Origin of the sequence: Sphingobium sp. D43FB (assembly GCF_002312805.1) — a bacterium.
In the GTDB taxonomy this organism is placed as follows: domain Bacteria; phylum Pseudomonadota; class Alphaproteobacteria; order Sphingomonadales; family Sphingomonadaceae; genus Sphingobium.
Map to the genome: position 1 here is coordinate 98,377 of NZ_NMUA01000003.1, position 25,423 is coordinate 123,799.

The 25,423-nt window shown below is 64.2% G+C and carries 30 protein-coding genes; 10 read left to right on the plus strand and 20 right to left on the minus strand.

The window, feature by feature from the left end:
• The first annotated feature begins 2 nt into the window (after nucleotides 1-2).
• A complete protein-coding gene (locus SxD43FB_RS03995) occupies nucleotides 3-923 on the plus strand; it encodes a diacylglycerol kinase family protein (protein ID WP_096061080.1) in 921 nt (306 codons plus the stop codon).
• On the opposite strand, the gene SxD43FB_RS04000 is transcribed toward SxD43FB_RS03995, so the two are convergent.
• A complete protein-coding gene (locus SxD43FB_RS04000; RefSeq protein WP_096061206.1) occupies nucleotides 924-2,081 on the minus strand; it encodes a GNAT family N-acetyltransferase in 1,158 nt (385 codons plus the stop codon). It abuts the gene before it with no gap.
• Nucleotides 2,082-2,226: 145 nt separating this feature from the next.
• Between SxD43FB_RS04000 and SxD43FB_RS04005 the strand changes: the two genes are divergently transcribed.
• Nucleotides 2,227-3,294, plus strand: coding sequence for a fatty acid desaturase (locus SxD43FB_RS04005; protein WP_096061081.1), 1,068 nt, complete (start codon nucleotides 2,227-2,229; stop codon nucleotides 3,292-3,294).
• Between the two features lie 3 nt (nucleotides 3,295-3,297).
• Here the strand turns inward: SxD43FB_RS04005 and lptG are convergent, their stop codons facing one another.
• A complete protein-coding gene (lptG, locus tag SxD43FB_RS04010; protein WP_037472146.1) occupies nucleotides 3,298-4,398 on the minus strand; it encodes an LPS export ABC transporter permease LptG in 1,101 nt (366 codons plus the stop codon).
• Between the two features lie 4 nt (nucleotides 4,399-4,402).
• Nucleotides 4,403-5,620 (minus strand): LPS export ABC transporter permease LptF, encoded by a 1,218-nt coding sequence (gene lptF, locus SxD43FB_RS04015; protein WP_096061082.1) that lies wholly within the window; start codon nucleotides 5,618-5,620, stop codon nucleotides 4,403-4,405.
• A 129-nt stretch (nucleotides 5,621-5,749) separates the two neighbouring features.
• Between lptF and SxD43FB_RS04020 the strand changes: the two genes are divergently transcribed.
• Together SxD43FB_RS04020 and SxD43FB_RS04025 are read left to right on the plus strand one after the other, a co-directional pair.
• On the plus strand, nucleotides 5,750-6,244 hold the full coding sequence (locus SxD43FB_RS04020; RefSeq protein ID WP_037472144.1) for a DUF2141 domain-containing protein: 495 nt from the start codon (nucleotides 5,750-5,752) through the stop codon (nucleotides 6,242-6,244).
• A gap of 10 nt (nucleotides 6,245-6,254) precedes the next feature.
• Nucleotides 6,255-7,223: a diacylglycerol kinase family protein gene (locus SxD43FB_RS04025; protein WP_096061083.1), complete on the plus strand. Its 969-nt coding sequence runs from the start codon at nucleotides 6,255-6,257 to the stop codon at nucleotides 7,221-7,223.
• Nucleotides 7,224-7,389: 166 nt separating this feature from the next.
• Here the strand turns inward: SxD43FB_RS04025 and xth are convergent, their stop codons facing one another.
• The 6 genes from xth to SxD43FB_RS04055 form a co-directional block, all read right to left on the minus strand.
• Nucleotides 7,390-8,166, minus strand: coding sequence for an exodeoxyribonuclease III (xth, locus tag SxD43FB_RS04030; RefSeq protein WP_096061084.1), 777 nt, complete (start codon nucleotides 8,164-8,166; stop codon nucleotides 7,390-7,392).
• 50 nt (nucleotides 8,167-8,216) lie between these two features.
• Nucleotides 8,217-8,543: an iron-sulfur cluster assembly accessory protein gene (locus tag SxD43FB_RS04035; protein ID WP_096061085.1), complete on the minus strand. Its 327-nt coding sequence runs from the start codon at nucleotides 8,541-8,543 to the stop codon at nucleotides 8,217-8,219.
• A gap of 79 nt (nucleotides 8,544-8,622) precedes the next feature.
• Nucleotides 8,623-9,351, minus strand: a complete 729-nt coding sequence (locus SxD43FB_RS04040) for a M23 family metallopeptidase (RefSeq protein WP_096061086.1) — start codon at nucleotides 9,349-9,351, stop codon at nucleotides 8,623-8,625.
• A 107-nt stretch (nucleotides 9,352-9,458) separates the two neighbouring features.
• Nucleotides 9,459-10,268, minus strand: coding sequence for a ferritin-like domain-containing protein (locus SxD43FB_RS04045; RefSeq protein ID WP_096061087.1), 810 nt, complete (start codon nucleotides 10,266-10,268; stop codon nucleotides 9,459-9,461).
• A complete protein-coding gene (gene bcp, locus SxD43FB_RS04050; protein ID WP_096061207.1) occupies nucleotides 10,265-10,726 on the minus strand; it encodes a thioredoxin-dependent thiol peroxidase in 462 nt (153 codons plus the stop codon). The genes SxD43FB_RS04045 and bcp overlap by 4 nt, the downstream gene beginning before the upstream one ends.
• The gene (locus SxD43FB_RS04055) at nucleotides 10,726-13,413 is read right to left on the minus strand and encodes a bifunctional [glutamine synthetase] adenylyltransferase/[glutamine synthetase]-adenylyl-L-tyrosine phosphorylase (protein ID WP_096061088.1); all 2,688 of its coding nucleotides are present in this window, start codon (nucleotides 13,411-13,413) and stop codon (nucleotides 10,726-10,728) included. The genes bcp and SxD43FB_RS04055 overlap by 1 nt, the downstream gene beginning before the upstream one ends.
• A gap of 93 nt (nucleotides 13,414-13,506) precedes the next feature.
• Here SxD43FB_RS04055 and SxD43FB_RS04060 point away from each other — a divergent pair, with 93 nt between their 5' ends.
• Both SxD43FB_RS04060 and SxD43FB_RS04065 read left to right on the plus strand, forming a co-directional pair.
• Complete coding sequence (locus SxD43FB_RS04060) at nucleotides 13,507-13,692, plus strand: hypothetical protein (protein WP_333973896.1); 186 nt, start codon at nucleotides 13,507-13,509, stop codon at nucleotides 13,690-13,692.
• Nucleotides 13,693-13,780: 88 nt separating this feature from the next.
• Nucleotides 13,781-14,107 (plus strand): hypothetical protein, encoded by a 327-nt coding sequence (locus SxD43FB_RS04065; protein ID WP_096061089.1) that lies wholly within the window; start codon nucleotides 13,781-13,783, stop codon nucleotides 14,105-14,107.
• Between the two features lie 3 nt (nucleotides 14,108-14,110).
• Here SxD43FB_RS04065 and SxD43FB_RS04070 read toward each other — a convergent pair whose 3' ends face one another.
• Nucleotides 14,111-14,983 carry a neutral zinc metallopeptidase gene (locus SxD43FB_RS04070; protein ID WP_096061090.1) on the minus strand — a complete coding sequence of 291 codons (873 nt, stop codon included), beginning with the start codon at nucleotides 14,981-14,983 and terminating at the stop codon, nucleotides 14,111-14,113.
• A 146-nt stretch (nucleotides 14,984-15,129) separates the two neighbouring features.
• Between SxD43FB_RS04070 and SxD43FB_RS04075 the strand changes: the two genes are divergently transcribed.
• Entirely contained in the window at nucleotides 15,130-16,320 is a 1,191-nt protein-coding gene (locus SxD43FB_RS04075) for a DUF3734 domain-containing protein (RefSeq protein ID WP_096061091.1), read from the plus strand.
• Nucleotides 16,317-17,108, plus strand: a complete 792-nt coding sequence (locus SxD43FB_RS04080) for a 3-hydroxybutyrate dehydrogenase (RefSeq protein ID WP_096061092.1) — start codon at nucleotides 16,317-16,319, stop codon at nucleotides 17,106-17,108. Before SxD43FB_RS04075 ends, SxD43FB_RS04080 begins: the two co-directional genes overlap by 4 nt.
• A gap of 19 nt (nucleotides 17,109-17,127) precedes the next feature.
• Here SxD43FB_RS04080 and SxD43FB_RS04085 read toward each other — a convergent pair whose 3' ends face one another.
• The 3 genes from SxD43FB_RS04085 to SxD43FB_RS04090 are packed head-to-tail and all read right to left on the minus strand — an operon-like array spanning nucleotide 17,128 to nucleotide 17,812.
• Nucleotides 17,128-17,409, minus strand: coding sequence for a hypothetical protein (locus tag SxD43FB_RS04085; protein WP_069066081.1), 282 nt, complete (start codon nucleotides 17,407-17,409; stop codon nucleotides 17,128-17,130).
• 3 nt (nucleotides 17,410-17,412) lie between these two features.
• Nucleotides 17,413-17,541, minus strand: coding sequence for a hypothetical protein (locus SxD43FB_RS25810; RefSeq protein ID WP_255245595.1), 129 nt, complete (start codon nucleotides 17,539-17,541; stop codon nucleotides 17,413-17,415).
• A gap of 28 nt (nucleotides 17,542-17,569) precedes the next feature.
• Nucleotides 17,570-17,812: a hypothetical protein gene (locus tag SxD43FB_RS04090; RefSeq protein WP_255245596.1), complete on the minus strand. Its 243-nt coding sequence runs from the start codon at nucleotides 17,810-17,812 to the stop codon at nucleotides 17,570-17,572.
• Between the two features lie 240 nt (nucleotides 17,813-18,052).
• On the opposite strand from SxD43FB_RS04090, the gene SxD43FB_RS04095 reads away from it, so the two are divergent.
• A complete protein-coding gene (locus SxD43FB_RS04095; protein WP_096061093.1) occupies nucleotides 18,053-19,408 on the plus strand; it encodes an amidohydrolase in 1,356 nt (451 codons plus the stop codon).
• Nucleotides 19,409-19,439: 31 nt separating this feature from the next.
• On the opposite strand, the gene SxD43FB_RS04100 is transcribed toward SxD43FB_RS04095, so the two are convergent.
• The 7 genes from SxD43FB_RS04100 to SxD43FB_RS04130 all read right to left on the minus strand — a co-directional run bounded on the left by SxD43FB_RS04100 (nucleotide 19,440) and on the right by SxD43FB_RS04130 (nucleotide 24,019).
• A complete protein-coding gene (locus SxD43FB_RS04100) occupies nucleotides 19,440-19,835 on the minus strand; it encodes a PIN domain nuclease (protein ID WP_096061094.1) in 396 nt (131 codons plus the stop codon).
• Nucleotides 19,832-20,026: a type II toxin-antitoxin system VapB family antitoxin gene (locus tag SxD43FB_RS04105; protein WP_096061095.1), complete on the minus strand. Its 195-nt coding sequence runs from the start codon at nucleotides 20,024-20,026 to the stop codon at nucleotides 19,832-19,834. The genes SxD43FB_RS04100 and SxD43FB_RS04105 overlap by 4 nt, the downstream gene beginning before the upstream one ends.
• Nucleotides 20,027-20,126: 100 nt before the next feature.
• On the minus strand, nucleotides 20,127-21,116 hold the full coding sequence (locus tag SxD43FB_RS04110) for a nucleotidyltransferase family protein (RefSeq protein ID WP_096061096.1): 990 nt from the start codon (nucleotides 21,114-21,116) through the stop codon (nucleotides 20,127-20,129).
• Nucleotides 21,113-21,976 carry an HprK-related kinase A gene (locus SxD43FB_RS04115; RefSeq protein WP_096061097.1) on the minus strand — a complete coding sequence of 288 codons (864 nt, stop codon included), beginning with the start codon at nucleotides 21,974-21,976 and terminating at the stop codon, nucleotides 21,113-21,115. The genes SxD43FB_RS04110 and SxD43FB_RS04115 overlap by 4 nt, the downstream gene beginning before the upstream one ends.
• Nucleotides 21,973-22,260, minus strand: a complete 288-nt coding sequence (locus SxD43FB_RS04120) for an HPr-rel-A system PqqD family peptide chaperone (protein ID WP_096061098.1) — start codon at nucleotides 22,258-22,260, stop codon at nucleotides 21,973-21,975. The genes SxD43FB_RS04115 and SxD43FB_RS04120 overlap by 4 nt, the downstream gene beginning before the upstream one ends.
• Before the next feature lie 62 nt (nucleotides 22,261-22,322).
• Nucleotides 22,323-23,483, minus strand: a complete 1,161-nt coding sequence (locus SxD43FB_RS04125) for a glycosyltransferase (protein ID WP_096061099.1) — start codon at nucleotides 23,481-23,483, stop codon at nucleotides 22,323-22,325.
• A gap of 110 nt (nucleotides 23,484-23,593) precedes the next feature.
• A complete protein-coding gene (locus SxD43FB_RS04130) occupies nucleotides 23,594-24,019 on the minus strand; it encodes a hypothetical protein (RefSeq protein WP_069066074.1) in 426 nt (141 codons plus the stop codon).
• Between the two features lie 101 nt (nucleotides 24,020-24,120).
• Here SxD43FB_RS04130 and SxD43FB_RS04135 point away from each other — a divergent pair, with 101 nt between their 5' ends.
• Entirely contained in the window at nucleotides 24,121-25,407 is a 1,287-nt protein-coding gene (locus SxD43FB_RS04135; RefSeq protein WP_096061100.1) for an ATP-binding protein, read from the plus strand.
• Nucleotides 25,408-25,423 lie beyond the last annotated feature (16 nt).

Sequence of the window (25,423 nt, forward strand, 5' to 3'; positions counted from 1 at the left end):
CCATGGAAACGAAAGCGCCCCCCAGCCCTGTTCTTCGCCCCCTCCCCCGCGAGGCCGCGCTGATCGTCAACGCGCATAGCCGCAGGGGCCAGGACTTGTATGCGCAAGCCAAGCAGAAGCTGGAAGAGGCAGGCGTCCGGCTGGTTGCCGCCCATGCGGTCGAAGATCCCAGCCAAATGGATAGGACGGTCCGCCAAGCGATTGCCGATGGCGCGCCGATGGTGATCGTCGGCGGTGGCGACGGGTCGATGTCGGGCACGGTCGATGAACTGGTGGGCAAGGATTGTGTCTTTGCCGTGCTGCCGCTCGGCACCGCGAACAGCTTTGCCCGCACATTGGGCCTGCCTCTCGACCTGGACGGCGCGGTGCAGGTGATTGCCCATGGCCGTCGACGACGGGTTGATCTGGGCATGATCGACCGGGATTATTTCGTCAACGCTGCCTCGCTCGGCCTGTCGCCGATGATCGGCAAGACGGTGCCGCATAAGCTCAAACGCTATCTCGGCCGGATCGGTTATCTGGTCTGGGCGGTCAAATGCTCGGTCGGCTTCCGCGCCTTTCGCCTCGTCATTGACGACGGGCAGAAGGAACATCGGCTCTGGTCGACCGAAGTCCGCATTCTCAACGGCCCCTTTCATGGGGGGGTCGAATTGTCCGACCATGCCGATGTGGATACCGGCGAAATCGTCGTCCAGGCGGTGGTCGGACGCAGCCATGTCCGGCTCGCCTGGGACTGGTATGCCAAATTCTTCAAGCTGCGCGACCGGGATTCCCACACGCAGGAATTTACCGGCAAATCGTTCAGGATTTCGACCCGCCCGACCCAGCGCATCTCGATTGATGGCGAAGTGCTGGCGAAAACGCCGGTCACCGCCAGGATCGCGGCGGGCGCGATCGAGGTGGCGGTGCCGGTCGAAGAATGATCAGAGCGGCTTTTCGTAGATCTGATAGACTTTGTTGACCGTGCTGTTGATCGCCTCGGCAATCGCGTTCATCCCCTGATTATCGTCCAGCACCCAGCCGATCTCGCCCCGTGTCGAGCCATAATGTTCGATCGCGTCGAGCCGGATATGTTCGATCATCATGAAGGCGAGTTGGCTGGCGATGCGCGAGGATTGCAGCCGTTGCACCACGCCCATCAGCGGCACGCGCATGGTGCGGACCTTGGGCTTGCGCAGCCACCGCAGCAATTTTAGCCAACCGAACGGGAAAAGCGACCCGTTGAGCGGCCCCAGCGCTTCGTTGAGATCGGGCAGGGTCATCATGAAGGCGACCGGCTCGCCATCCAGTTCGGCGATCATGATCAGATCTTCGAACACGATGGGTTTCAGCTTCTTGCCGGTATGCGCGACTTCCGCATCGGTAATCGGCACGAAGCCCCAATTCCTGCCCCAGGCGTCGTTCAGGATCGACAGGATGATCGCCGCTTCCTTGTCGAACTTCGCCTTGTCGACCTTGCGGATGCGGATGCGCGGGTTTTTCTGCCCCGACGCGACGATCCGCTGGATGAGCGGCGGGAACTGGTTGGTGATGTCCAGCTCGTAGCAGAGCAGCTGCTTGGCCGGGGCATAGCCTGTGCCCTCTATCATCGCCTTATAGGTCGGGCTGTTATGCCCCATCATGACCGTTGGGGGATGATCATGGCCCTGGATCAGCAAGCCAGGATCTTCCCAAATCGACAGCGAAATCGGCCCCAGCACGCGGGTCATGCCTTTGGTGCGTAGCCAGGCTTCGGCCGCCGTGATCAACGCCGCGCCTACGTCCGCATCGGTCGCTTCGAACAGACCGAAATTGCCAGTGCCCGGCCCCATGCCTTGTTCGGCCGGTTGAGCCAGCGCCAGACGATCGATATGCGCCGAAATACGGCCGACCACGCGGTTGCCGCGGCGCGCGAGGAAATATTGCGCTTCGGCATGGTCGAAAAAGGGATTGTCGCCGGGCGTCAGCAACGCCTTCACCTCGGCCTTGAGCGGGGGCACCCAGTTCGGATCGTTCGCATAGAGGGACCAGGGCAGGTCGATAAAAGCCTTGAGGTCGGCCTTGCCGGAAACGGGAGTGATGACCAGATCGGATTGCGCCACGGTTGCCGCCTTGATGATGGGAATAGGATGCAGTTCGCCGCTTGTTTGCGCAATGTCAATCACGGGCGCGGGTTGGCGGCGTATCGGGACGCGGATGTCATGGTGCTGCCACGATATCAGCGCATTTGGAGTTTAGGACGGTCTTATGACAGTGCATGATCCCATATTGGCCGCCGCCCAGCGCGCGCGGGCGACCATTCCCGACGATACCGCCATGCTGCGGGCGGCGGCGGAATTGACGCGCGACTATAGCGTCGCCAATCCGCGCATCTATTGGCCCGACATGCTGGGTTCGGCGCTGATTGGTTGGGCCGCGATGGCAGGCGCGATCATGGCCGAGAATGTGGCGATCGCTATTGTGTGTGGCCTGGTTGCGATGATGGCGTTGTATCGCGCGGCGAGCTTCATCCATGAGCTGACGCATATCCGTAAAGGTGCGCTGCCGGGCTTTCGCTTCGGCTGGAACCTGATCGTCGGCATTCCGCTGATGATCCCGTCCTTCCTCTATGAAGGCGTGCATACGCAGCATCATGCCCGCACCCGCTATGGCACGGCGGAAGACCCCGAATATCTGCCGCTGGCGCTGATGAAGCCCTGGTCCTTGCCGCTGTTCATTCTGGTTGCATCGCTTGCGCCTGTCGGCCTGATCCTGCGCTTTGGGCTGCTGACACCGCTCAGCCTGATCCTGCCGCCCTTGCGTCGCAAGGTGGTGGCGGAACTCTCGGCGCTGTCGATCAATCCGGCCTATCGCCGCCGTACGCCGGAGGGTGACTTTGCGCGCATGTGGGCGTGGCAGGAAGCGGGTGCCTGCCTCTTCGCGCTGGCGCTGGTGGGCAGCGTTTTCGTCTTCGGCTGGAAGCCTCTGCTCGTCTATATGGCGATCCATTCGGCGATGACCGTCGTCAACCAGCTACGCACCTTGGTCGCGCATCTGTGGGAGAATGAGGGCGATCCGATGACGGTGACCGCGCAATATCTCGATTCGGTCAATGTGCCGCCACCCGGTGCCTTGCCCGAACTATGGGCGCCGGTGGGGCTGCGCTATCATGCGCTCCACCATCTGCTGCCGAGCGTCCCCTATCATGCGCTGGGCAAGGCGCATGCCCGGCTGATTGCGACGCTGGACGTCAATTCCCCCTATCATCGTGGCAATTATCCGGGGATGACCCCGCTGGTAGGCAAGATCGCGCGCAGCACGATGGGCGCGCGCTGAGCCTTATTCCTCGGTCCTGAACAGCACGGTTTCGCCGACCAGCAGGAACAGGAAAAAGGGTGCCCAGGCCGCGAGGAAGGGCGGATAGGCGCCCAGACTGCCCATCGCCAGCGAGAAATTGTCGGCGACGAAATAGGCAAAGCCAAGCGCCATGCCCATCACCGCGCGCACGAACAATTGGCCGGACCGAGCGAGGCCGAAGGCGGCAACGGACCCCAGGATCGGCATCAGCAGTGCGGACAGCGGCCCCGATAATTTGTGCCACAGGCTCGCCTCCAACTCCGCCGTCGGCCGCCCGGCATCATGCAGGTCGGCAATCGCCGCCTTGAGCTGCGCGAAGGTCAGCGCGTCGGGATCGACCTTCGCCAGGGTGAACTGGTCGGGCCGGATATCGCGGCCAAAACGGACGGTGCCGACATTGGTCACCGTGCCGCGCGCCACATCGAACTGTCGCGCGCCTTCCAGCAGCCAGCTGCCGCTGGCGGCGTCGTAGCGGCCGCGCGGCGCTTCCACGATCGTCGTCAGGCTGTTGTTGATGCGGTTGTAGATGCGGACCTGGCGCAGTTGGACTTCCGTGCCCCGCCCCGCCACGATTGCAGCGTTGACGAGATTGTTGCCGTCGCGGACCCAGGGGTTGCTCTTGACCCCGCTGTCGCGCGGGATCGGTCCATAATCCACAGCTTCCCAGGCGCTGAGCGCCGCCGTCGATCGCGCCACGACCCGTTCGTTGAAGACATAGCTGATCAGCGAGACGCCCAGCGCCGCAGCGATGAGCGGTGCCAATATCTGATGCGCCGACAGGCCCGCCGCCTTCATCGAGATGATCTCGCTATTCTGGTTGAGCGTGGCCAGCATGACCAGCGTGCCGAGCAACACCGAGAAGGGCAGGAAGCGCGCGATGATCTGCGGCGCGCGCAGGCCGACATAATGCCATAATTGCGCATCGCCATTGCCGGGATAGGCCAGCACGTCGCCCGAATTGCCGAGCAGGTCGAGCGTCTGCAGCACCACCACCAGCAGCGCCAGCACGGCAAACGTCCGGGTCAGGAATAGGCGCGCCATATAGAGGGTGATGGGCGTCGACGGGAAGAAATTGAACTGCATGGCCTCAGGCCGCTCCTTCCACGGTCATAGCAGGTCGCCGCTTGCGGCCCAGCCGCAACAGGCGTGCGACCTGCTTGCCCAATTTGGCGAAGGCGAATTCCAGCGCGCCGATCGGCTGCCCACCGGGGCGATGCGCCACCACATGATACATCCAGAAGATCAGCCCCGACACCAGCACGAACGGTCCCCACAGAGCGATGATCGGGTCGATCTTGCCGAGCGCACCGATGCCTTCGCCATATTGGTTGATCTTGTGATAGGTTACGATGAACACGATCGAGAGGAAGACGCCCAGCGCCGATGTCGATCGCTTGGGCGGGATGGCAAAGGCCAGCGCGGCGAGCGGCAACAGCAGCATCATCGCCACTTCGACCATGCGGAAATGGAAGTTCGCACGCACTTCGTCGCGCAGCTTGTCGGGCGTGGCCGCGCTGCGGCCGATCACCATCAGTTCGGGGATCGTCTTTTCCCGATCCACGTCGCGGCCGCGGAAATTTTCGATCTGCGGCAGGTCGATCGGCAGGTCATGGCTGGAAAAGGACAGGATACGCGGCGTCTTATATTTGGGCGCATCATTGACCAGCACGCCGTTGCGCAGGCGGAAGATGATCGTGTCCGGATCGTCGGTCGCCAGGAACATGCCTTGCGCCGCCGTTACCGCCACCGATTGGCCGTCGCGGCTGGTCGCCCGCACGAAAATGCCCTGGAGATTGCGGCCTTCGTCCAGGCTGCGCTCGATTCGCATCGTCATCCGCTTGCCCAGATTCGTGAACTCGCCGACCTTGATCGACGCGCCGAGCGCACCAGACCGCAGTTCGAAGCGCAATGCCTCATAGGCGTGGCGTGATAAAGGCTGGACCCAGCCGACGATGCCGAAATTGAGCAGCGCCAGCGCGATCGCATACATATAGGGCACACGCAGCAAGCGGCCGTAGGACAGGCCGACACCCCGCATGACGTCCAGCTCCGACGACATGGCGAGCTTGCGAAAGGCCAGCAATATGCCGAGCATCAGGCCGATCGGGATGCCAAGCGAGAGATATTCGGGCAGCATATTGGCCAGCATGCGCCACACGACGCTGACTGGCCCGCCCTCCGCCGCGACGAAGTCGAACAGGCTGAGCATCTTGTCGAGGACAAGCAGCATCGCGGCGATCACCAGCGTACCCAGCATGGGCACCGCGATCAGGCGGGCGAGATAACGGTCGGTGGCGGTCAGCATTCTCTAAGTCGTCGTCCCATCACCATGTTTTGGCCGCAAACCCCGCCCATATCAAACGGCATAGCGTTGCGGGGCGAACAGGGGCTCGCCATCCGGCCCATGCCGGTGGCTATAGCTTCCAGGAGTCTGATGGTCATGATAAAAGTTGCAATGGGTTTGATGTCGGGAGCAGCGCTGGTCGCTGCGACGCCCGCATTCGCCCATGGCCAGGAAATTGCCAATGATCTGGACCGTTGCGCGGCAAGCGCTAGCGGACCGGCGGTGCTGGTCGATGTACGCGGTTTTGCCGCCGCCACCGGCAAGGTGCGCGTCCAATCCTATCCCGGCACCAAGGCCGCCTGGCTGAACAAGGGTCAATGGCTGCATCGCATCGATACCGCGGTGCGTCCCGCCAATGGTGCGATGCGATTCTGCATGCCGGTGCCGCAGCCGGGCAAATATGGCATCGCCGTGCGGCATGATCGCAACGGCAATGGCAAGACCGACATTTCCAGCGACGGCGGTGGTTTTTCCAACAATCCGTCGATCAGCATCTTCAACCTGGGCAAGCCCGGTGTCGAGAAAGCCGCTTTCTATGCCGGTCCCGGCGTGACGAAAATCACGATCACCCTCAAATATATGTGACCCCAAAGCCATGGTTTGCGTCGCCCTCCTGTCCAATCCCAAATCCACGGGCAACCGGCAGTCGCTTCCGCGCGTGCGCAGCTATTGCGCGAGCAACCCCGACATCTTCCATTATGAAGTGGAGCATGTCGAACAGATCGGCCGGGCGTTCCAAACCATCGCCCGCGTCGATCCGGTCGTCATCGTCATCAATGGCGGCGACGGGACAGTACAGGCATCGCTGACCGAACTCTATCAGGGCGAGCATTTCAAAGGCCGGGTGCCGCCGATCGCGGTGCTGCCCAATGGCAAGACCAACCTGATCGCGCTGGACCTGGGCATCCATGGCGACCCGATCAAGGCGCTGGAGCGGATCGTGGCCATCGCCAAAGCGGGCGTGGACGATCATGTCGTCGCGCGGGAGCTTATCGCCCTGTCGGATGGGCAGGTCGGCAGCCGCCCGGTGCTGGGCATGTTCCTGGGCGGCGCGGGACTGGCCGACTATATGCTCTATTGCCGTAACCAGATTTATCCGCTCGGGCTGTCCAACGGCCTGAGCCACTTCATCACCGCGATGGCGGTGCTGGTGTCGCTGTTATTCGGCATCAGCGCCCGTTTCCTGCCGCCATCAAGCAAGCCGGTCAGCATCTCGCTGATCCGCGACGGCCAGTTGGTCGGGCGCTTTTCGGTGTTGATCGTCACAACGCTCGAACGATTGCTGCTGGGCGTACAGCCGGGCGACAGCCGGCGCGGCAATATGAAATTGATGGCGGTGGATCAGAATTTGCCAGCGCTGTTGCGGCTGATGTGGGCCAGCATCTTCAAGCGCGTGGGCAAGCGGCAGATGCAGGGCATCCACCTGGAACAGGGCGACACCATCCGCATCGAAGGCAACCATAGCAGCGTGATACTGGACGGTGAATTGTTCGAAGCGTCGGAGGGCAAGCCGATCGTGCTGCGATCGACCCAGCCGGTACCGTTTTTGCGGTTGGCGGCTTAGGACACTGTTCCCCCTCCCGCGGGCGGGAGGGGGTTAGGGGGTGGGCTGCGCAAGGTTGCGTTGGCCCACCCCGCTGCGACTAAATTCCCCCGGCGCAGGGCCGGGGTCATTAAGTCTCGCTGCCCCTCCCGCAAGCGGGCGGGGAATAGGAAAACAGACCCCCACTTCAGACGTCGCGTAATTCCACCCAGGTCGGGGCGTGATCGCTGGCTTTTTCCCGGCCGCGAAAGTTCCGGTCTACTTGCGCGTCGATCAGACGGTCGGCGGCGGCGGGGCTGAGCAGGAGATGGTCGATGCGGAAGCCTGCGTCGCGCGGCCAGCTGTTCATCTGATAATCCCAGAAGGTCCATACGCCGCCCGCAGGGTGGCGGCTGCGCAGCGCGTCGGTCCAGCCATCGGCGAGCATCCGCCGATAGGCGGCGCGGCTTTCGGGCTGCATCAGCGCGTCGTTGGCCATTGCCTTGACGGAATAGGTGTCATCGTCACGGGGGATGACATTATAGTCGCCTGCCAGGATCGCGGGCACTTCCTCCGCCCATATTTCGGCGGCGCGGGTGCGCAGGCGCTGCATCCAACGGAGTTTATAATCGAATTTGGGGCCGGGCTGCGGATTGCCGTTGGGAAGGTAGATGCTGGCGACGCGTACGCCCTTCACATCAGCCTCCAGATAGCGGCTATGCTCATCCTCCGGCTCGCCGTCGAGGCCGCGCCGGACTTCGACCGGACTTTCGCCGCGCGCGAGGATGGCGACGCCATTGAAGCCCTTTTGCCCGTGCCAGATCACGCCATAGCCGGCCTCTTCGATATCCTTGACCGGGAAGGTTTCGTCGGAGGTCTTGATCTCCTGCAGGCAGGCGATGTCGGGCCGCGTTTCGTCCAGCCATTCCAGCAGGCGCGGCAGCCGCGCTTTGATGCCGTTGATGTTGAAGGTGGCGATACGCATGGACGATTCTCCTCGTCCCCGTCCCTAGAGGCTGGAACGGCGCTTGGCTATCAGACCGAGAAGCTGGTGCCGCAGCCGCAACCGGCGGTCGAATTGGGGTTGGTCACCTTGAAGGCCGCGCCGCCCAGATCGGACACGAAATCCACCGCGGAACCGCGTACCAGATCGAGGCTGACATCATCGACCACCAGGGTTACGCCATCGCGCTCCACCGACACATCCTCCGCGTCGACTTGATCGGCAAGGCCGAAGCGGTATTGGAAGCCCGAACAGCCGCCCCCCTCCACGGCCAGTCGCAGGATCGCGGGCTTGCCCTGTTTGGCAGCGATCGCGGCGACGCGCGCAGCGGCAGAAGGCGTGAGATCAATGTCGGTCATGCGCCCTAGATAGGCGCACGCAAAAGCCCCGGCAACCCATGGGGGGCCGGGGCTTTTGCGAAAGTCGAAAAAGGGAGGATCAATCCGCTGCTTTTTCCTGCGCCTTGGTCGGGCCACCCATGGCGACCGGGGGCCGGGTGTTGGCGGCGACCAGATAGTCGGGACCAGCAACGAAGGGGATGGGATTGATCGCCGCGCCGTCAACGCGGACTTCATAGTGAAGGTGGCTGCCGGTGGAACGGCCGGTCGAGCCCATCAGGCCGATGACCTGGCCGCGCTTCACATAGCTGTTGGCTGGAACGATCAGCTTCGACATATGGCCGTAGCGCGTTTCCATGCCGCCACCATGCGAGATCTGGACAAGGTTGCCGTAGCCGCTGGCCCAGCCCGAACGGCTGACGATACCGTCGGCGGTCGCATAGATGGGGGTGCCGACGGGGCCGGGAATGTCGATGCCCTTGTGCATCCGGGCGCGGCCGTTGAACGGATCCGAGCGGGTGCCGTAGTTGGAGGTCAGCGAGAGCTTTTCGACCGGGCGGCCTGAGGGGATGTAGGCGGTCGCCTTGGGCGTGCCGTCCATGCGCTGCAGGCTGGAGAAGATGTTGGAGAAAGCGAGATCGACCGGGGCGGGCGTGGTCGCCGCCGCTTCGGTCACTTCGCCATAGGGATCGTCATCTTCGGTCGCCTGAGCGGGCATCGCCGCACAGAGCGTTCCGACCATTGCGATGCTTCCAAAAATTTTCGCGGCTTTCGCTGCACTCTGGAACAAATTGGATGCACCAGCATTGATCGATTGAAGAAACAGCATGCCGACCCCGACTTATGTCACCGCAGGCTTGATTGCCTGTCGGCGCTTCCCGTGTTTTTCTTGGCGACCTAGATCGCCCCCGCCAGACATAGACTGCAAATTGCCGGTCAGGTTGCAAGCGCGGCGTAGAATTCGCGGGTCAAACCGGCCTGTCGACGCGCCGAGTCGTTGAACGGCGGCTTAACGCTACCCCGAAAATGGCGCTTCACCAGCATTTGGTAATGAATCGGTGGATTTAGGTTCCGTCGGTTCGCCTCCGTGACAAACCAGTTCGTCCCGGCTTGGACATGGCGAATCTCATCGATCAATATCCGGCGCAGGATTTTGACGGTGGGTTCATCGCCCGCTTGGTCGAACCGCTCGACCGTCGCGGGTGTGATGTCGAGCGCGCGCGCTTCCAGCACCATGGGCACGATGGCAAGGCGGGCAAGCGCGTCCTCCGCCGTTTCGGTGGCCGCCTGCCATAGGCCGTCATGCGCAGGCAGCGCGCCATAATGGCTGCCCATCTGGCGCAGCCGCCGGTCGAGCAACGCGAAGTGCATCGCTTCGTCCGCCCCGACGCGCATCCACTCGTCCGTGAAGGCGGGCGGGAACTGTGCGCCGAAGCGGCCGATCAGGTCGAAAGCCAAGTCGATTGCGACAAATTCGATATGGGCGAGCGCGTGGATCATGGCGATCCGCGCCCGTTCCGAGCCGATCTTGCCGCGCCGGGGCATCTGGGCTGGCGGCAGTAATTCCGGTGTCGTCGGCCGCGCGGGTCGATCGGGCATGGCCACATCGAAATGAGGAGCCAGATGTCCCAGCCGCCACGCCCGCGCGGTCGCGCGGGCGGCCATGAGCTTGGCGATGGGATCGGCGGTCAGCAGGACATGGGCACAGGCTGCACCCACGCTGGCAACGCCAGCAGGCAGGCTCAAAGCGCCTGCGCTGCCTCAAGCACCTCCTGCGCGTGGCCCTTGACCTTCACCTTGAGCCAGACACGCTGCAGGCGGCCATCGGCGTCGAACAGGAAGGTGTCGCGCTCGATGCCCATATAGGAGCGGCCATACATGGATTTTTCGACCCAGGTGCCGAAGGCTTCGCACAGCGTGCCTTCTTCGTCGGAGGCCAGGATTACCGACAGGCCATATTTGTCGGCGAATTTGCGCAGCTTGGCGGGCTTGTCCTTCGACACGCCGACGACTGGCACACCCGCTGCCGCAAATTCGTCGGCCAGCGCGGTAAAATCCTTCGCTTCGTTGGTGCAGCCCGGCGTGTCCGCCTTGGGATAGAAATAGACGACGAGCGGCTTGCCCGCATAGCGGGCCAGCGTGAATTCCACGCCGTCTGCGTCCTTGATCGTCCCCGTGGGGATGGGGTCGCCCTGTTCCAGCATCATATATCCTCCCAATAGGGCGCGGCGAGCGCGGCCCAGGCCTGACCGACGCTTTGCCGCGCCTGCGCATAGCTTTCAAGCAGACTGTCCCAATGGTCAGCCCCGCAGGCGCGCGCGACGAGCGGGCGGGTCGCTTCGGCCGGTTCGGTCGATCCGGGCGAGACCAAGCGCGACACCACGAGATAGCGGGTAATGAGGTCATGCGCGGCGATGAGATCGGCGGAGAGATGACCTGCAGCGACGAGGTCCGCCAGCGCTTTGCCCAGATCCGGGTCGAATGCCATGCCGTGGCGGAACTGCGATACGTGGATCAGAAATTCGAGATCGACGAGGCCACCGGGCACCAGCTTGACATCGAGGTCGCTGGCGGGCGGTTTGTGGGTGGCGATGTCCCGCCGCATCTGCACCGCCTGCCGCGCCAGCTCATCGAAGTCGCGGGGGCGATGCAATGTCTCGGTGAGGATGGCCTTCAGCGCGGCGCGGGCCGCTGGTGATCCGAACACCGGCCGGGCGCGGGTGAGCGCGAGATGCTCCCAGGTCCAGGCGGCCTCGCGCTCATATTTGGCGAAACTGTCGAAACTGACCGCCAGCAGCCCCTGCGCGCCCGATGGCCGCAGCCTTGTATCGACCTCATAAAGCGGGCCAGAGGCGGTATGGACTGACAGCGCGTTGGTGACGCGCTGGGCCAGACGGTTGAAATAGAGCGTCGCACCGAGCGGCCGGGCACCGTCGGACTCCGTCTGGAAATCGCCGGTGAAGAGATAGATGAGATCAAGGTCGGAGGCATGGGTCAACAAACCGCCGCCCATCCGGCCCAGCGCCAATATCACCAGTTCGCCGCCCGGCACCCGGCCATGCGCGGCTTCGAACTCGGTGATGGTGGCATTGGCCAATGTCTCGATCGCAGCCTCAGCCACGCGACCATAGCCGCGCGCGGCTTCGAGCGGATCGCCGCCGCGGATGATCTGTACCCCCAGCGCGAAGCGGCGATCGCCTACTCGCTGGCGCACGCGGTCGAGCAACGCCTGATAATCCTCGCCCGGCTCCAGCGCGCCAAGCTGGGCGGTCAGCCCTTCAACCGAGGGCGGCGGGTCGAAGGCGGTGGCGTCGATCAGCCCGTCGATCAGTTCGACCCGGCGGGCGAGCGCATCGGCCAGCGTTGGGGCATGGCTTAGTATCTCGGCGAGCAGTTCGACCAAAGCCGGCCGGGCGGCGAGCAGCTTGAAGAAGTTTATGGCGCTCGGCAGTCTAGCAATCATGTCGTCGAGCCGGTTGAGCGCGCGGTCGGTGTCGGGTGCCTTGGCGATCGCACGCATCAGGCCGGGCAGCAGCGCCTCCAGCGCCTCGCGCGAGGGACCGCTGCGCAGCGCACGAATCGTGCCGCCCCGCCAGCGGGCGATGCGGGCGAGCGGCGTATCGGCATCGACAAAGCCCATGGCGAGCAACTGGTCCTTGAGCCGGTCCTCGTCATGGGACAGCAATGTGTCGTCGGTCTGCGGCGTCAGCCGGTCATAATTGCGTCCGACCCATTCGACATGCGGGGTCAGCAGGGCGAGCAGCGCCGGACCATCGGCAAAGCCATGCAGCCGTGCGACATTGTCGAGCGCGGCGTCGGTCTTGGGCAGTTCGTGGGTCTGGAGATCCTCGACCATTTGCAGTCGATGTTCGATGGTGCGGAATTGAATATAGGCGGCATCAAGCCGCGCGGTGACGTCAGGGTCGATCACGCCCGCGTCGGCCAGCGCCGCCAGCGCTTCGCGCGTATTGCCCGACCGCAGCGCAGGATTGCGCCCGCCATGGATCAACTGATGCACCTGCGCGAAAAATTCGACCTCGCGGATGCCGCCACGACCCCGCTTCAGATCATAGCCCAGGCCGAACGCCTGTCCCTGCGCATAATGGTCGCGGATGCGGCGGCTGATGTCGACAATGGCATCGATCGCGCCGAAGTCGAGGCTGCGCCGCCACACGAAGGGGCGGATCTGGCGCAGGAAATAGTCGCCCAGTTCCATGTCGCCTGCCGCGGCACGCGCACGGATGAAAGCGGCCTGTTCCCAGCCGACCGCCATCGATTCATAATAGCCGATCGCCGCCTCCACCGGCAGCGCGATCGGCGTCGCTTCGGGTGACGGGCGCAGCCGCAGATCGACGCGAAAGACATAGCCGTCGCCATCGGGCGCGCTCAGCAATTCGGTCATCCGCCGCGCGATTCGCACGGCGGCATCGGCAACATCCTCACGATCGCGATGCGGCAAGGTCGCCGGATCGTAGAGGAGAATCGGGTCGATGTCGGAGGAATAATTGAGTTCGCGGCTGCCATGCTTGCCGAGCGCCAGCACTACGAATCCGCGGTGGGCCATATCGGGATAGCGTTCCTGCATGGCGGCAGCGAGCGCCTCGTCCACGGCCGTGTCGGCAAAGTCAGACAGGGTGCGGCTGACCCGGTCCAGATCCCACGCCCCCGACAGGTCGGCGGCCGCAACTGTCAGGGCGATGGCGTTACGCCGCCGCCGCAGCGATCGGGCTACCCCGTCCTCCGGGCTGCCCGCCGCATGGGCCATGGCCAACGCTGCGTCGAAATCACCCGTCGCCAGGCAGTCGGCCAGCATCGGCAAGCGATCCAGCACCCGCGCCAAAAAGGGCGAATGTGCCCGTATCCGTGCTTGTGTCTGCGGCCAGTCCGTCACGCACTCTCTCCCGTCTTTGCGCGGGCTATCGCGTGACCATGCGACGAATGCCAGCAACTTTTTGGCCCGACGACCGTTCTGTGGATTATGGAAATGCAGCGCAAATATGCTTGCCGATCGGCAACCGGTGGAGACGGCGACAAAGGCCGGATCGTCACCGTGGCGCTGCCCGCCCCTTATGAGGGGATCGGCAATGCCTTGCGCAAGACCTACAGTCCGCCGCGCGACAGTTTGCCCGACGATATGATGGCGCTGCTCAAGAAGCTCGACCATCATTGAAATGGCACGTTGCCTGGTAGGGCAGCAGTTTCTTTACCTCTGATCCTTAAATGCAGACTGCATTATCGTCGGGATTTGGGACGGCTCCATGCTCTATCGCAACTTTGCCATTGCCACCTTGTTGGGCGCGCCCTTGCTTGTCATGGTCGTGGAAGCGGTGGTGCCCAAGCCGCAGCCTGCAGCGGAGACAAGCGCCGTGGCGGCGGCGACCCCCGCGCCAGTCACGCCGGTCCCGCCATCACCTCCCATTGTCATGCCCGAAGCGCAACCCGTCTCGGCGATGCCCGATTATGGACAGCCGCTTCCGGGCGCGGGCCAGCCGCTGATCGTGCCAAGTGGAAATATGCCTACGGCAGCAAGCGGGCCGATCTTTTCGTCCCGTTCCGCGCCGCCGGGATCGCCCAACGCGGAATGACAGTCAGATCGCGCCGCTGAACGTGTCGCACTGAGCCGGGTCGCCGGTCGACAGGCCCTTGCGGAGCCAGAGCATACGCTGCGCGCCGCTGCCATGCGTAAAGCTCTCAGGCACGGGTCGACGCCCGGCCGCCTTTTGCAGCGTATCATCGCCGATCGCTTCGGCGGCGCGCATGCCTTCTTCCAGATCGCCCGCTTCCATCAAATTGGTATCGCGCGCGGCCCAGACGCCGGCATAGCAGTCGGCCTGCAACTCCATCTTGACCTGGAGCGCGTTGCCCTCCGCCTCGCTGGCCCGGCTTTGGGCGGCGCGGACCTTGTCGGCGGTGCCGGTGATGGTCTGGATATGATGGCCTACTTCATGCGCGATGATATAGCCGATCGGGAAGTCGCCCGGCGCGTTGAAGCGACTTTCCATCTCGTTGAAGAAGTCGGTGTCGATATAGATGCGCTGATCGGCCGGGCAGTAGAATGGTCCCATCGCCGATTGTGCCGCGCCGCAGCCCGACTGGCCGTTTTGGGTGTAGAAGACCAAGGTGGGCGGCGGATATTGCTGCCCCTCTGCCTTGAAGATGTCCGCCCAGCGGCGCTCGGTCGATCCGAGGACCCTGAGCGAGGTGCGCTGGATGTCGGTCAGTTCAGTCGTCGCCGGGCGCTCCGTCTGCACCGACTGGCCACCGCCGCCTCCGCCGATCAGGCTCAGCGGGTTCATGCCCATCACCACCATGATGACCAAAACCACGGCGATGCCGCCACAGCCAAAGCGGCTGCCGATGAGCGGCAAGAGCATGCCCAAGCCGCCGCCAAGGCCGCCGCCCCCGCCCCGGCCGTCCTGCACTTCGAAATTGCCGCTTTCCTGTTCGTCGTCGAGCCGCATGATGCCCTCCCTCTATCCATCGCGGCCTACGCGATTCCCTGACGGCTGGAAACCGTCGCCAACGTGATTGGGTTGCAAGGCGGTGAATAATTTACCTGCCAATATGCGTTGGATTGCCGGGCCTAAACCCTATATTGCAGTGCGACATGGCTGACAGTGATCCCCCCATCCACCCCAAGCCGCTGCGCCGTGCGCGCACGCCGCTCCCCCTTCCCCGCGAAGTCGCGCTCTTGCTGCAGGGCGGCGGTGCGCTCGGTTCCTACCAGTCGGGTGCCTATGAGCGACTCGACGAACTAGGTGTCGATGTCACCTGGGTCGCGGGGATTTCGATCGGCGCGATCAATGCGGCCATCATCGCGGGCAATGAACCGCACCGGCGGATTAGCCGCCTGAAGAAATTCTGGTACACGGTGTCGGGGGGCATGCCCAACATCATCCTGCCTGAAATCGACCAGATCCGCGAAGCCATGCATTTGATGGCCGCCAGCACGGTCGCCAGCTTCGGGGTGCCCGGCATGTTCCGCCCTCGCCTATGGCCTGCGACCATGATGCCCGAAGGCACGACGGGTGCGATCAGCTTCTATGACAGCGCGCCGCTCAAGGAGACGCTGGACGCCTGCGTCAATTGGGACCTGCTGAACGATGGCCCGGTGCGGCTGTCGGTCGGCGCGGTCGATGTCGAGACCGGCAATTTCGCCTATTGGGATACGCGCGGCCCCGGCGGCAATACGCGGATCGACGCGCGGCACATCATGGCGTCGGGCGCGCTACCCCCTGGCCTGCCGCCGATCGAGATTGACGGGCGCTGGTATTGGGACGGGGGCATCGTGTCGAACACGCCGCTCGCCCATGTGCTCGATCACCAGACCGACGACATGCTGGTATTCCAGGTCGATCTTTTCCCCGCAGAAGGCCCGATGCCGCGCCAGATGACCGACGTTTATTCGCGGGCCAAGGATATCCAGTTTTCCAGCCGTACCCGCCAGGTGACCGATCAACATCTGCGGCTGCGACGCGAACATGGCGCGATCAAGGCATTGCTCGACAAGTTGCCACCCGCCTTGCAGGGCGGACCGGAAGCGCAGACGCTGCGCGACATCCTTGATGTCGGATCGGTCAACATCGTCCACCTCATCTACCGCACGCGCGATTGGGAAAGCGGGGCGAAGGACTTTGAGTTTTCGCGGTCCACCATGCTCGACCATTGGGCGCAGGGTCGCGATGCCGTCGAGGAAGTGATGCACAAGGGCGACCTGATCGCGCGCAACATCCTGAACGGCAAGAGTTCGACCTTTGACCTCGACGCCCCCGATCATCTCAAGGAGAAAAAGGCATGAGCAAGTCGCTGGCAGGCAAGACCGCCCTCATCACGGGTTCGACGTCGGGCATTGGCCTCGCTTATGCCAAGGTGCTGGCGGGCGAAGGCGCGAATGTCGTCATCAACGGCTTTGGCGATGCCGATGCGATCGAGAAGGAACGGCTTGGGCTGGAGGCGCTGAGCGGTGCCAAGGCGCTTTATAGCGGCCATGACCTGACCAAGGCTGACGAGATCGAGGCGATGATGGCGCAGGCGGCCGAGGCCTTTGGCGGGGTCGACATCCTGATCAACAATGCTGGCACGCAGCATGTTTCGCCGGTCGAGGATTTCCCGGTCGACAAGTGGAACCTCATCATCGCGCTCAACCTGACCAGCGCCTTCCACACGACCCGGCTGGCCGTGCCCTATATGAAGTCGAAGAAGTGGGGGCGGATCATCCAGACGGCGAGCGCGCACAGCAAGGCGGCGTCGCCATTCAAGAGCGCTTATGTTACCGCCAAGCACGGGCTTGCGGGCTTCACCAAGACGGTCGCGTTGGAAGTCGCGACGTTCGGGATCACCGCCAACTGCATTTCGCCCGGCTATGTCTGGACGCCACTGGTCGAGAACCAGATTCCCGACACGATGAAGGCGCGGGGCATGACGCGCGAGCAGGTCATGAACGACGTGCTGCTGGCGGGACAGCCGACCAAGGAATTTGTGACGGTAGAACAGGTCGCCGCCATGGCGCTGTTCCTGTGTAGCGACGCCGCCGCGAACATCACCGGCGCGAATATGAGCATCGATGGGGGGTGGACGGCGCAATAAAGCGCCGTCGCCGGTTCGTTCAGGCGGCCGCTGGCTCCAGCAGGCGCAGCACCGATTGCAGGCCATCTTCGCTGGCGGTTGCCAGCGGGAGTGGCCGGTCGGACAGGCCGTCATGTTCGCTGTTGAGGAACAGGATCGCCGCGGAAGCGCCTAGCGCCTCAATAGCAAGGCGCGTGACGCGGCCCTGCCGTTCCGCCGCATCAGGTGCGAGGCGCACGGCGTTGCGGGGCGTGAAGCGTCGGCCGGGCGCGGTGCGTGCTGGCGTTGGCGTGGTGGCGGCGTCAGGTGTTTGCGTCGTCATCAATCAGCTCTTCAACGTCACGATGCCGACCGGCGCAGGCTTGCTGGATGGGTTTGATGCATTGGCCTTGGGCGGTTTTTCCGCCTTGGGCTTGCGCACTTCCTTGTTCGATTTCTTCTGGCTCTTGGCCATCGTCCATTCCTTCGATTACTATTAAAGGTCAGCCGACCGCGCGGGCGGCGGCTTCGTCTTCGGCCTGAAATTCTGCGACGATCGCTTCATCTTCCGTAGCGACCGTGCGGGTTGCGCGGCGGCGTTCGGCATTGGCGGCGAGCGTTGCTTCCTTGCCCCAGGCATCGGCAGCAGCAAGCGCGATCCGGCGGGTGTTGGGCAGGGTTTCCGACTGCGAACGGGCGATATGGAGCGACTGCTGGGTGAGGCAGAATGCCGATGTCTGGGCCATGGATCAGGCTCCTAGTGCGAGGAATGGGGCGTTCGTGGCGGCAGGGCCAAAATCAGGGCCAAAAAAGGAGAAGTGCCGCAGGGAGGATGATCATCGGGCCGCGTCGTGCGACGGATCGTTCCTTTCACATGTGAAATAGTCTCTTATGCACAAGTTTACAAGGGTGGCCTTGGAAACAGCCCCTTTTTAACCGGCGCAAAATAGGCTTATGCTCCCCCGATCCAAGGGAGACATATCAGCATGCGCCACGCGCTTACGGCCATCATGGCCGCCGTCAGCTTTTCGTCCATCGCCACCGCCCAAACGGCGGATGCCCCCGTCGTCGCAGCGCCGCCCGCGCAAAGCGAGATCGGCGCGGCGATCGCCAAGGATATGGACGGGCTGATGGCGCTCTATCGCGACCTGCATGCCAACCCCGAACTGTCGGAAAAGGAAGTCAACACCGCCGCCAAGCTCGCCAAGCGGTTGAAGGCGATGAAATATGACGTGACCGAGAAGGTCGGCGGCACGGGCGTCGTGGCGGTGATGAAGAATGGCTCCGGCCCGGTGCTGCTGATCCGCGCCGATATGGACGGCCTGCCGGTGGTCGAGCAGACGGGGCTGGAGTTTGCGTCCAAGGTCCGCACCAAGACGCCCGAAGGCGTCGAAACGGGGGTGATGCACGCCTGCGGCCATGACACGCATATGACCGCCTTCATCCAGACCGCCAAGCTGCTGGCCGCGCGCAAGGATGACTGGAAGGGCACGCTGGTCATGATCCTGCAGCCCGCCGAGGAGGTTGGGCGCGGGGCGCGGCTGATGCTGGAGGATGGGCTCTATACGCGCTTCCCCCGGCCGACCCATGCCATCGCCTTCCATGATGCCGCCAATTTGGAGGCGGGCAAGATCGGCTATACGCCGGGCTTTGCGCTGGCCAATGTCGATAGCGTGGACATCCTCGTAAAGGGCGTCGGCGGCCATGGGGCTTATCCGCAAACGACCAAGGATCCGATCGTGCTGGGATCGCGGATCGTGGGATCGCTCCAGACGTTGGTAAGCCGCGAGCAGGAACCGCAAGATCCCGCCGTGGTGACCGTGGGCAGCTTCCAGGCCGGGGCCAAGCATAATATCATCCCCGACGAAGCGAAGTTGCTGCTGACGGTGCGCAGCTATTCGGACGAAACGCGCGAGAAGCTGATCAAGGGGATCGAACGGATCGCGCGCGGCGAGGCGATCGCGGCGGGCATTCCCGACAACCGGATGCCGGTGGTGAGTGTGAAGGATGAGTTCACCCCCTCGACGTTCAACCCGCCCGAATTTGCCGAACAGATGGCAGGCGTGCTGAAAGCCCATTTCACCGACGACCGGGTGGTCAAGACCCCGGCGGTGATGGGCGGCGAGGATTTCGGCCGCTTCTATCGCGCGGACAAGAGCATCAACAGCTTCATCTTCTGGGTGGGTGGCGTCCCCGCCGACAAGATGGCCGCGGCCGCTGCGGGACAGACGACGCTGCCGTCGTTGCACAGCCCCTTCTGGGCACCGCAGGCCGACAAGGTGATCGCGTCGGCCAGCGAGGCGATGACGGTACTGGCGCTGGATATATTGAAGGAGAAATAGGGAAATGGCGGCTTAGCAGCGCATCCTGCTTCTAGGCCATCGCGGTCCTCAGTCCCAGATGCGCAACGAAAGGGTCGAAATCACGGTCGCTGAAAAGCAGCGCATGGCCGTCGCGGATGCATCGAGTGGCGATCAGCGTATCGATCGTCTTGCGGACAGTGATGCCCAATGCGCGGAGGTGGCGGAAGTGCCGAGCGGCATCGATCGCCACGTCCGCCCCGCCGATGACGATCACATCCATGGTCAGGAGCAGGCGGCGAACGCGGTCGAATTCCCGGTCGGCACTGATGCCCTGTAATATTTCGGCGAGGATGAGATCGCCGACCAGCAAGGGTTCCCGTCCCAACAGAGTGTCGAGACGGTCGGCCTGGGGCGTCGCGATACCGCGAAAATAGTCGATCCAGACGCTGCTATCGACGAGGATCATCCGTCGCAGCGCTGGGCGTCAAGATCACCGTCCCAGTCGATCGCGCCGCGCAACGACCGCAATTCCGCTTGCTCGCTCAGGCGCAGCAGGGTGCGCAGCCCCTGTTCCACGGCCTCTTTCTTGGTCTTGATGCCGGTCGCGTGCATGGCCCGCGCCATGAGTTCGTCGTCAATCACGATATTGGTGCGCATGATGTGTATCCGATTAGAGAATCATACACATATCATGTCGGTAGAGCGGGAACAAGCAAGGCCCTTCGACAGGCTCAGGGCGAACGGAACAGCGAACATATCATGTCGGCCGGTGGCCCTTGCGCCATTTGGTCCAGAGGTGGCGGGCGAGCATCAGGGGGGGCATGCGGAGCCAGTGGGAGCGCAGGAAGAAGGCGAAGACCAGGGCCTTGCGGGTTTCGCGGCCCCAGCCGTCGCGGGCGAGCAGGCGGGCGCGGACGAGGTGGTCCCACAGGGTCAGGCGCGCGCCGTCGCCATAGAGGGCCAGCGCCAGGCGCCGCGCCTGCTGCACATGGGCGCGCAGGCCGTGGTGGGCGGCGCGCTGGTCCAACAGGCTCGGATCGCATTCGGCTAGCAGGCCATATATGTCCCACAGGTTGCGCAGCCCGCCCTGCAGATCACCATCAGCCAGCATATGCGCGGCGGCGTGACAGACGCGGTCTTCCGCCGAGAGCATATATAACCCGTCGGCTATTGGTTCAGCGTCAGCGATCAGCGCCGCTGCATCGGGCTTGGGACGGGCGGTGAGCGGCAGGATGGTGTGATGCACATCGATCATCCGGTCGCGGGTACGGTGGATCATCGGGGGGAGTTCGTGCATCCACTGGCGATAATAGGCGTCGTCATAAGCGTCTTTCTTCACCCATTCCCAGCCCGCCGCGATCAGCGCCTGTTCAACCGCCGATAGCCGGTCGCGCGGCACGAGTATGTCGAGGTCGCCGATGAAGCGCCCCTGCCCTGCGCGCAGTCCGGCCGCTGCATAAGCGGTGCCCTTGAGCAGGATGACCCGCACGTCGAGGGGACGCAGCGCCTGGACCGCGCGGTCGGCTTCCCACAAGGCCTGGCGCGCTTCGCGGGCGGCGTCGGTGCGGGCGTCGGCGAGGATCGGTTGCACTGCTGGCGGAACGGCGATTTCAGCGAGGCGGAAGGCCAGCGTGCCGATCAGCCGTTCGGCGCGGGCTGCGGCGATCAGGCCGTTCCAGCCTGTTGCATCGAGTGTCGTGACGGACGCAGGGTCGCGCAGCGCCCGCACCAGCAGCGCGGCGCTCATGCCCGCTCCTCCCACAAGCGTTCGACCATGGCGATCGCGTCTTCGCCCGTGGGGAAGTCGATGGCGCGGGCAGGCACGTCGCGCACGAAGCGGGTCAGGGCGACGAAGGCCGGTTCGCCGAGTGCGACATAGTTGGTCGAGGCCTGGGTCAGACGCATGAAGATTTCGCCCTGCCCGACCGGGCGGATGTCCGGCGCATGGCCGAAGCGAGGGAAGAGCAGCAGGGCCGGCATCGCCCCCTCCCCCATGCGCGCGACGGCATCGGCGCGGGGGACCATGTGGCGGATGTCGCCCTTGGCGGTGGCGGCGAGTAGTGGACCCATGTGGGCTTGCCCGACCGTATCGGCGACCACATCGATCGCGCGGTTCTTGAGGCTGACGAGGCGAGGGAAAGGCAGAATCGCACCGCTGTCGAGATCAAGCAGGGCAAATTCGTCGCCCATGAAGCGCCAGCCGCGCTCGCCCAGCAACGCCGCCAGGGTGGATTTGCCCGACCCCGACTCGCCGGTCATCACCAGCACGCAGCCGTCCTTTTCGACGCTCGATGCATGGAGCAGCAAATGCCGTCGCCAGCCGAGCGCCATCTGGAGGTTCATACCCATCTCCGCCGCCAGCAAGCCGTGCGAGAGACTCATCGGCGCGGCATCGGCAAGGCCATGGTCGCCGGTGATGAAGATGGAAGGGCGGACCCAGCGGCGCACCATGCTGGTCGGCTGGAGCCGGACGGTGAAGTCGGCGACTTGCCCCGTCACATCGGGATAGGCGGCATAGAGGCGTTGCAACTGCGCGATCGGCTGGGGCCAGGCCGCGCCGATGCGGAAAGTGGCGGGGCCGATGCGCAGGGTCAGCGCATGGTTCATGCCGGACGCACCAGGCCAAGCGCGGCCAGCGCATAGAGATGGGTGGCGATTTCAGCGAGCGCTTCGTCGGCGGGGCCGAGGTCGAAGTCCTGCGCTAGTCGGTCATGCAACGCCTGCGCGGTGACGGTGGCACCGTCGGCCATGCGGTCGAGCAATTCGGGGACCGGGCTGATGACCATGTGGGTCTGGCCCGACCGGCGATGATAGAGCAGCGTCAGGTCTTCGAGCGCGCAACTAAGCAGCGCGTCGGCCGGATCGCGTCGATAGGATAGGCTGTTGTCCATAGTCCGGCACCCTGCTGCTTTGCCTCCCTCTAGCGCGGAAGCGTAGCCAAGTGCCTAACGTATCAACGCAGGGCTGGCGATGGCAGGGCGTGGGTTTCGGGGCGATCGGCGAGGGCCGCGAAGGCGCGCCAATAGCCGTCTAGCGCACGATCGACATGATGATCGCGCACGGCGGCGGCGAGCGTTGCGGGGTCGGCGGGCTGGCGCAGCGCGCGTTCGATGGCGCGGGCGAAGGCGGCGGGATCGCCGGTCGGCACCGGGGGATGCTGCGCGGCGGCGGCGAGGACCGGGTGGATGTTGGGCGTGCTGTCGGTCGCGACCACGCCCGCGCCGCAGGCCAGGGCTTCGATCAGGGTGGCGCAGAGGCCCTCCCAGCGAGAAGGCTGGAGCAGCAGGTCGGCGTGGCCCATCAACGTGGCGAGTTGATGCGGGTCACCGACGAAGCCGATAAAATGCACGCGGTCGGCGATGCCAAGCGCAACGCATTGCTCCTGAAGGTCGGCGCGCAGCGGACCCTGGCCAGCGATCGTCAATTGCCAGTCGAGATGGGGTAGCAGCGCAAGCGCTTCGAGCGCCGTTGCCTGATCCTTCTGTGCGGTCAGGCGGCCTACCATCAGCAGGCGCACGGGCGCGGCGGGATCGCGGGGCGAGCGGGCGGCGCGGGCCTTATCCATGATGGGGGTGACGGTCGGACGGGGGAGCAGGCGCACGGGGCCGCTGTCCGCCAGCAGGGCGCGATCATGCTGGCCCATCACGATGGTCAGGGCGCTGAGCCGCGCGATGGTGCGAAAGCGGAGGAGCCGGGCCTGGGCAGCAAGGCCGTGGCTGCCGGGGCGCTGGATCGGATTGGAAATGCGGGCGACCGCCTGCGTCGCGGTGCCCAGCGCCGCGAGCGCGACCAGCATATTGCTCTGATTGCCCGCCGAATAGAGGATGTCGGGGCGGTGCCGCCGGACCAGCCGGGCCAGCGCAGGCCATTGCGCGATCATCGCCAATCGGCGGTTGCCGCCGGGCGCGGGAAGGCGGCGGACGGTCAGTGCCGGATCGATCAGATGCGCCGTCGGCCCATCGGTGCGCGCCATCCACAGTTCGACGCGCACGCCACGACGAAGGAGGTGATTGGCCAGCAGGATCGCGACCCGATCAAGCCCGCCATCGCCAGGCTCGTAAAGATAGACTGCGACCGACAGGGCATGCGCCGGGGGTTGGCGGAAATGGAACATGGGGCTGCCCTTGCGTTGGATCGAACCTTTGCAGGTTCGACGTCTTCAACGCGGGAAAGCCGTATTCGTCCTGATCGTTATAGCTAGGGTAGTCGCGGAAAAGCGGCGTTTCAGCGCGGCATCTGCAGCGAGGCGTAGCAGGTGAAGCCGCTCTGCCCCGATTGGAGGCGGCGGATATAATTGAGATAGGCCTGATTCTGCTGATAGCTGGTGCCAGGCAGCGGACGGCCTCGCAAGGCTTGCTTCACCTGTTCGCCGGTGAAGCTGCGCCCGGTGCCGGGGAACGCGCCGGGGGTGCCCGCAGGCACCACATGCCCGTTGGGCGCGATGAAATTGCCCGCGCGGCCATTGTCAGGCACGGGAATGGTGCAGTTGAGGACCGAGGCGGCGGTGTTGGCGAGCGCGGGGCGGATCGAGACGATGGCGGACGCCGCCATGGCCCCGCCCATCAACAGTTGGCGACGCGAGGCGACGGCCGGTTCAGCGGCGGTTTCGTCCATCTGGGGACCGTCCTGATCGGGCATCTGCTCGCTCATATCGTCCTGTTCCGCATCTCGCGCTTGCCAAAGCGTAATGATTGCACGCTATTGGGCTTAGGTCTTCGCAGTGTTTGCGCGACAAATCCAGTGCGGTAACCATGAATCGACTCAGCATTTCCCAAATCACCGCGTCGCTGGCCGTGCTTATGCTGGGCACGGGCGGCGCCTTGTTGCTTGGCGCTTCGCCTGTTGGCATCGCCCTGCCGATTCTGGCGGGGCTGGTCGTGTTGCTGATCGCGGCGCACGGGCATGACCCGGAGCCGGACCAGCCCGCGCCGCCGATCGAACAGCCCGACTTGATCGACCATCCCGATTTTCCGACGTTGCTGGAAGGGATTTCCGATCCGCTGATGCTGGTGGAAAAGGGCAAGATCGTGCGCGCCAATCGCGCGGCGCAGCGCTTGCTGGGCGCGCATATCGAGGGGGACGATGCGCGAATCGCCATCCGTCATCCCGCCGCGGCCGAACGGCTGGCCAGCACTGCGCCGCTGGCCGATCCGTTCATGATCGAACTGGTGGGCCTCGGCAGTCGCGAACAGCGCTGGCAGATGCGGGTGGCACCAGTGGGCGCGGTGACGTCGATGCGGCGGCTGGTGCATTTGGTCGACCATAGCGGCACCCATGCGGCGGAGCGGATGCGCGTCGATTTCGTCGCCAATGCCAGCCACGAGCTGCGCACGCCGCTGGCGGGGATATTGGGCTTTATCGAAACGCTGGCCGACCCGGAACTGGGCAAGGACCATGAGACGCGGCAGCGTTTCCTCAAAATCATGGATGGCGAAGCGCGGCGGATGCAGCGGCTGATCGACGATCTCATCTCGCTCTCGCGCATCGAAGCGGAAAAATATCGCGCGCCCGACAGCGCGGTCGATCTGTCCGAATTGGTTGCCGAAGTGGTCGGCGTGTTCCGGTCCAGCCATGGTTTGCGCGGGCGGGACGTGGAGATGGAGATCGCCCATTCGCTGCCCCCGGTGCTTGGCGATCGCGCGCAATTGTCGCAATTGGTGCATAATCTGATCGGCAATTCGGTGAAATATGGTCGGCCCGACACGCCGATCCGCGTCACACTGACCGAGGGACCGAGCGGCATGACCCGACTGGCCGTGGCGGATGAGGGCGAAGGCATAGGCCCCGATCATTTGCCGCGATTGACCGAGCGCTTCTATCGCGTCGATTCGGGCCGCAGCCGCGCGATGGGCGGCACGGGGCTTGGCCTTGCCATCGTGAAACATATTATCGAGCGGCATCGCGGTCGGCTGGATATTGCCAGCACGCTGGGCAAGGGCACGACGATCACCATATTGCTGCCGCCAGCGACCGATGAGGGGGTGACGAAGGCCGATGAACGGCGGCGGCCATCGGCGCTTTCGGGCACGGTGTCATGAAACTGCAACCTGACTG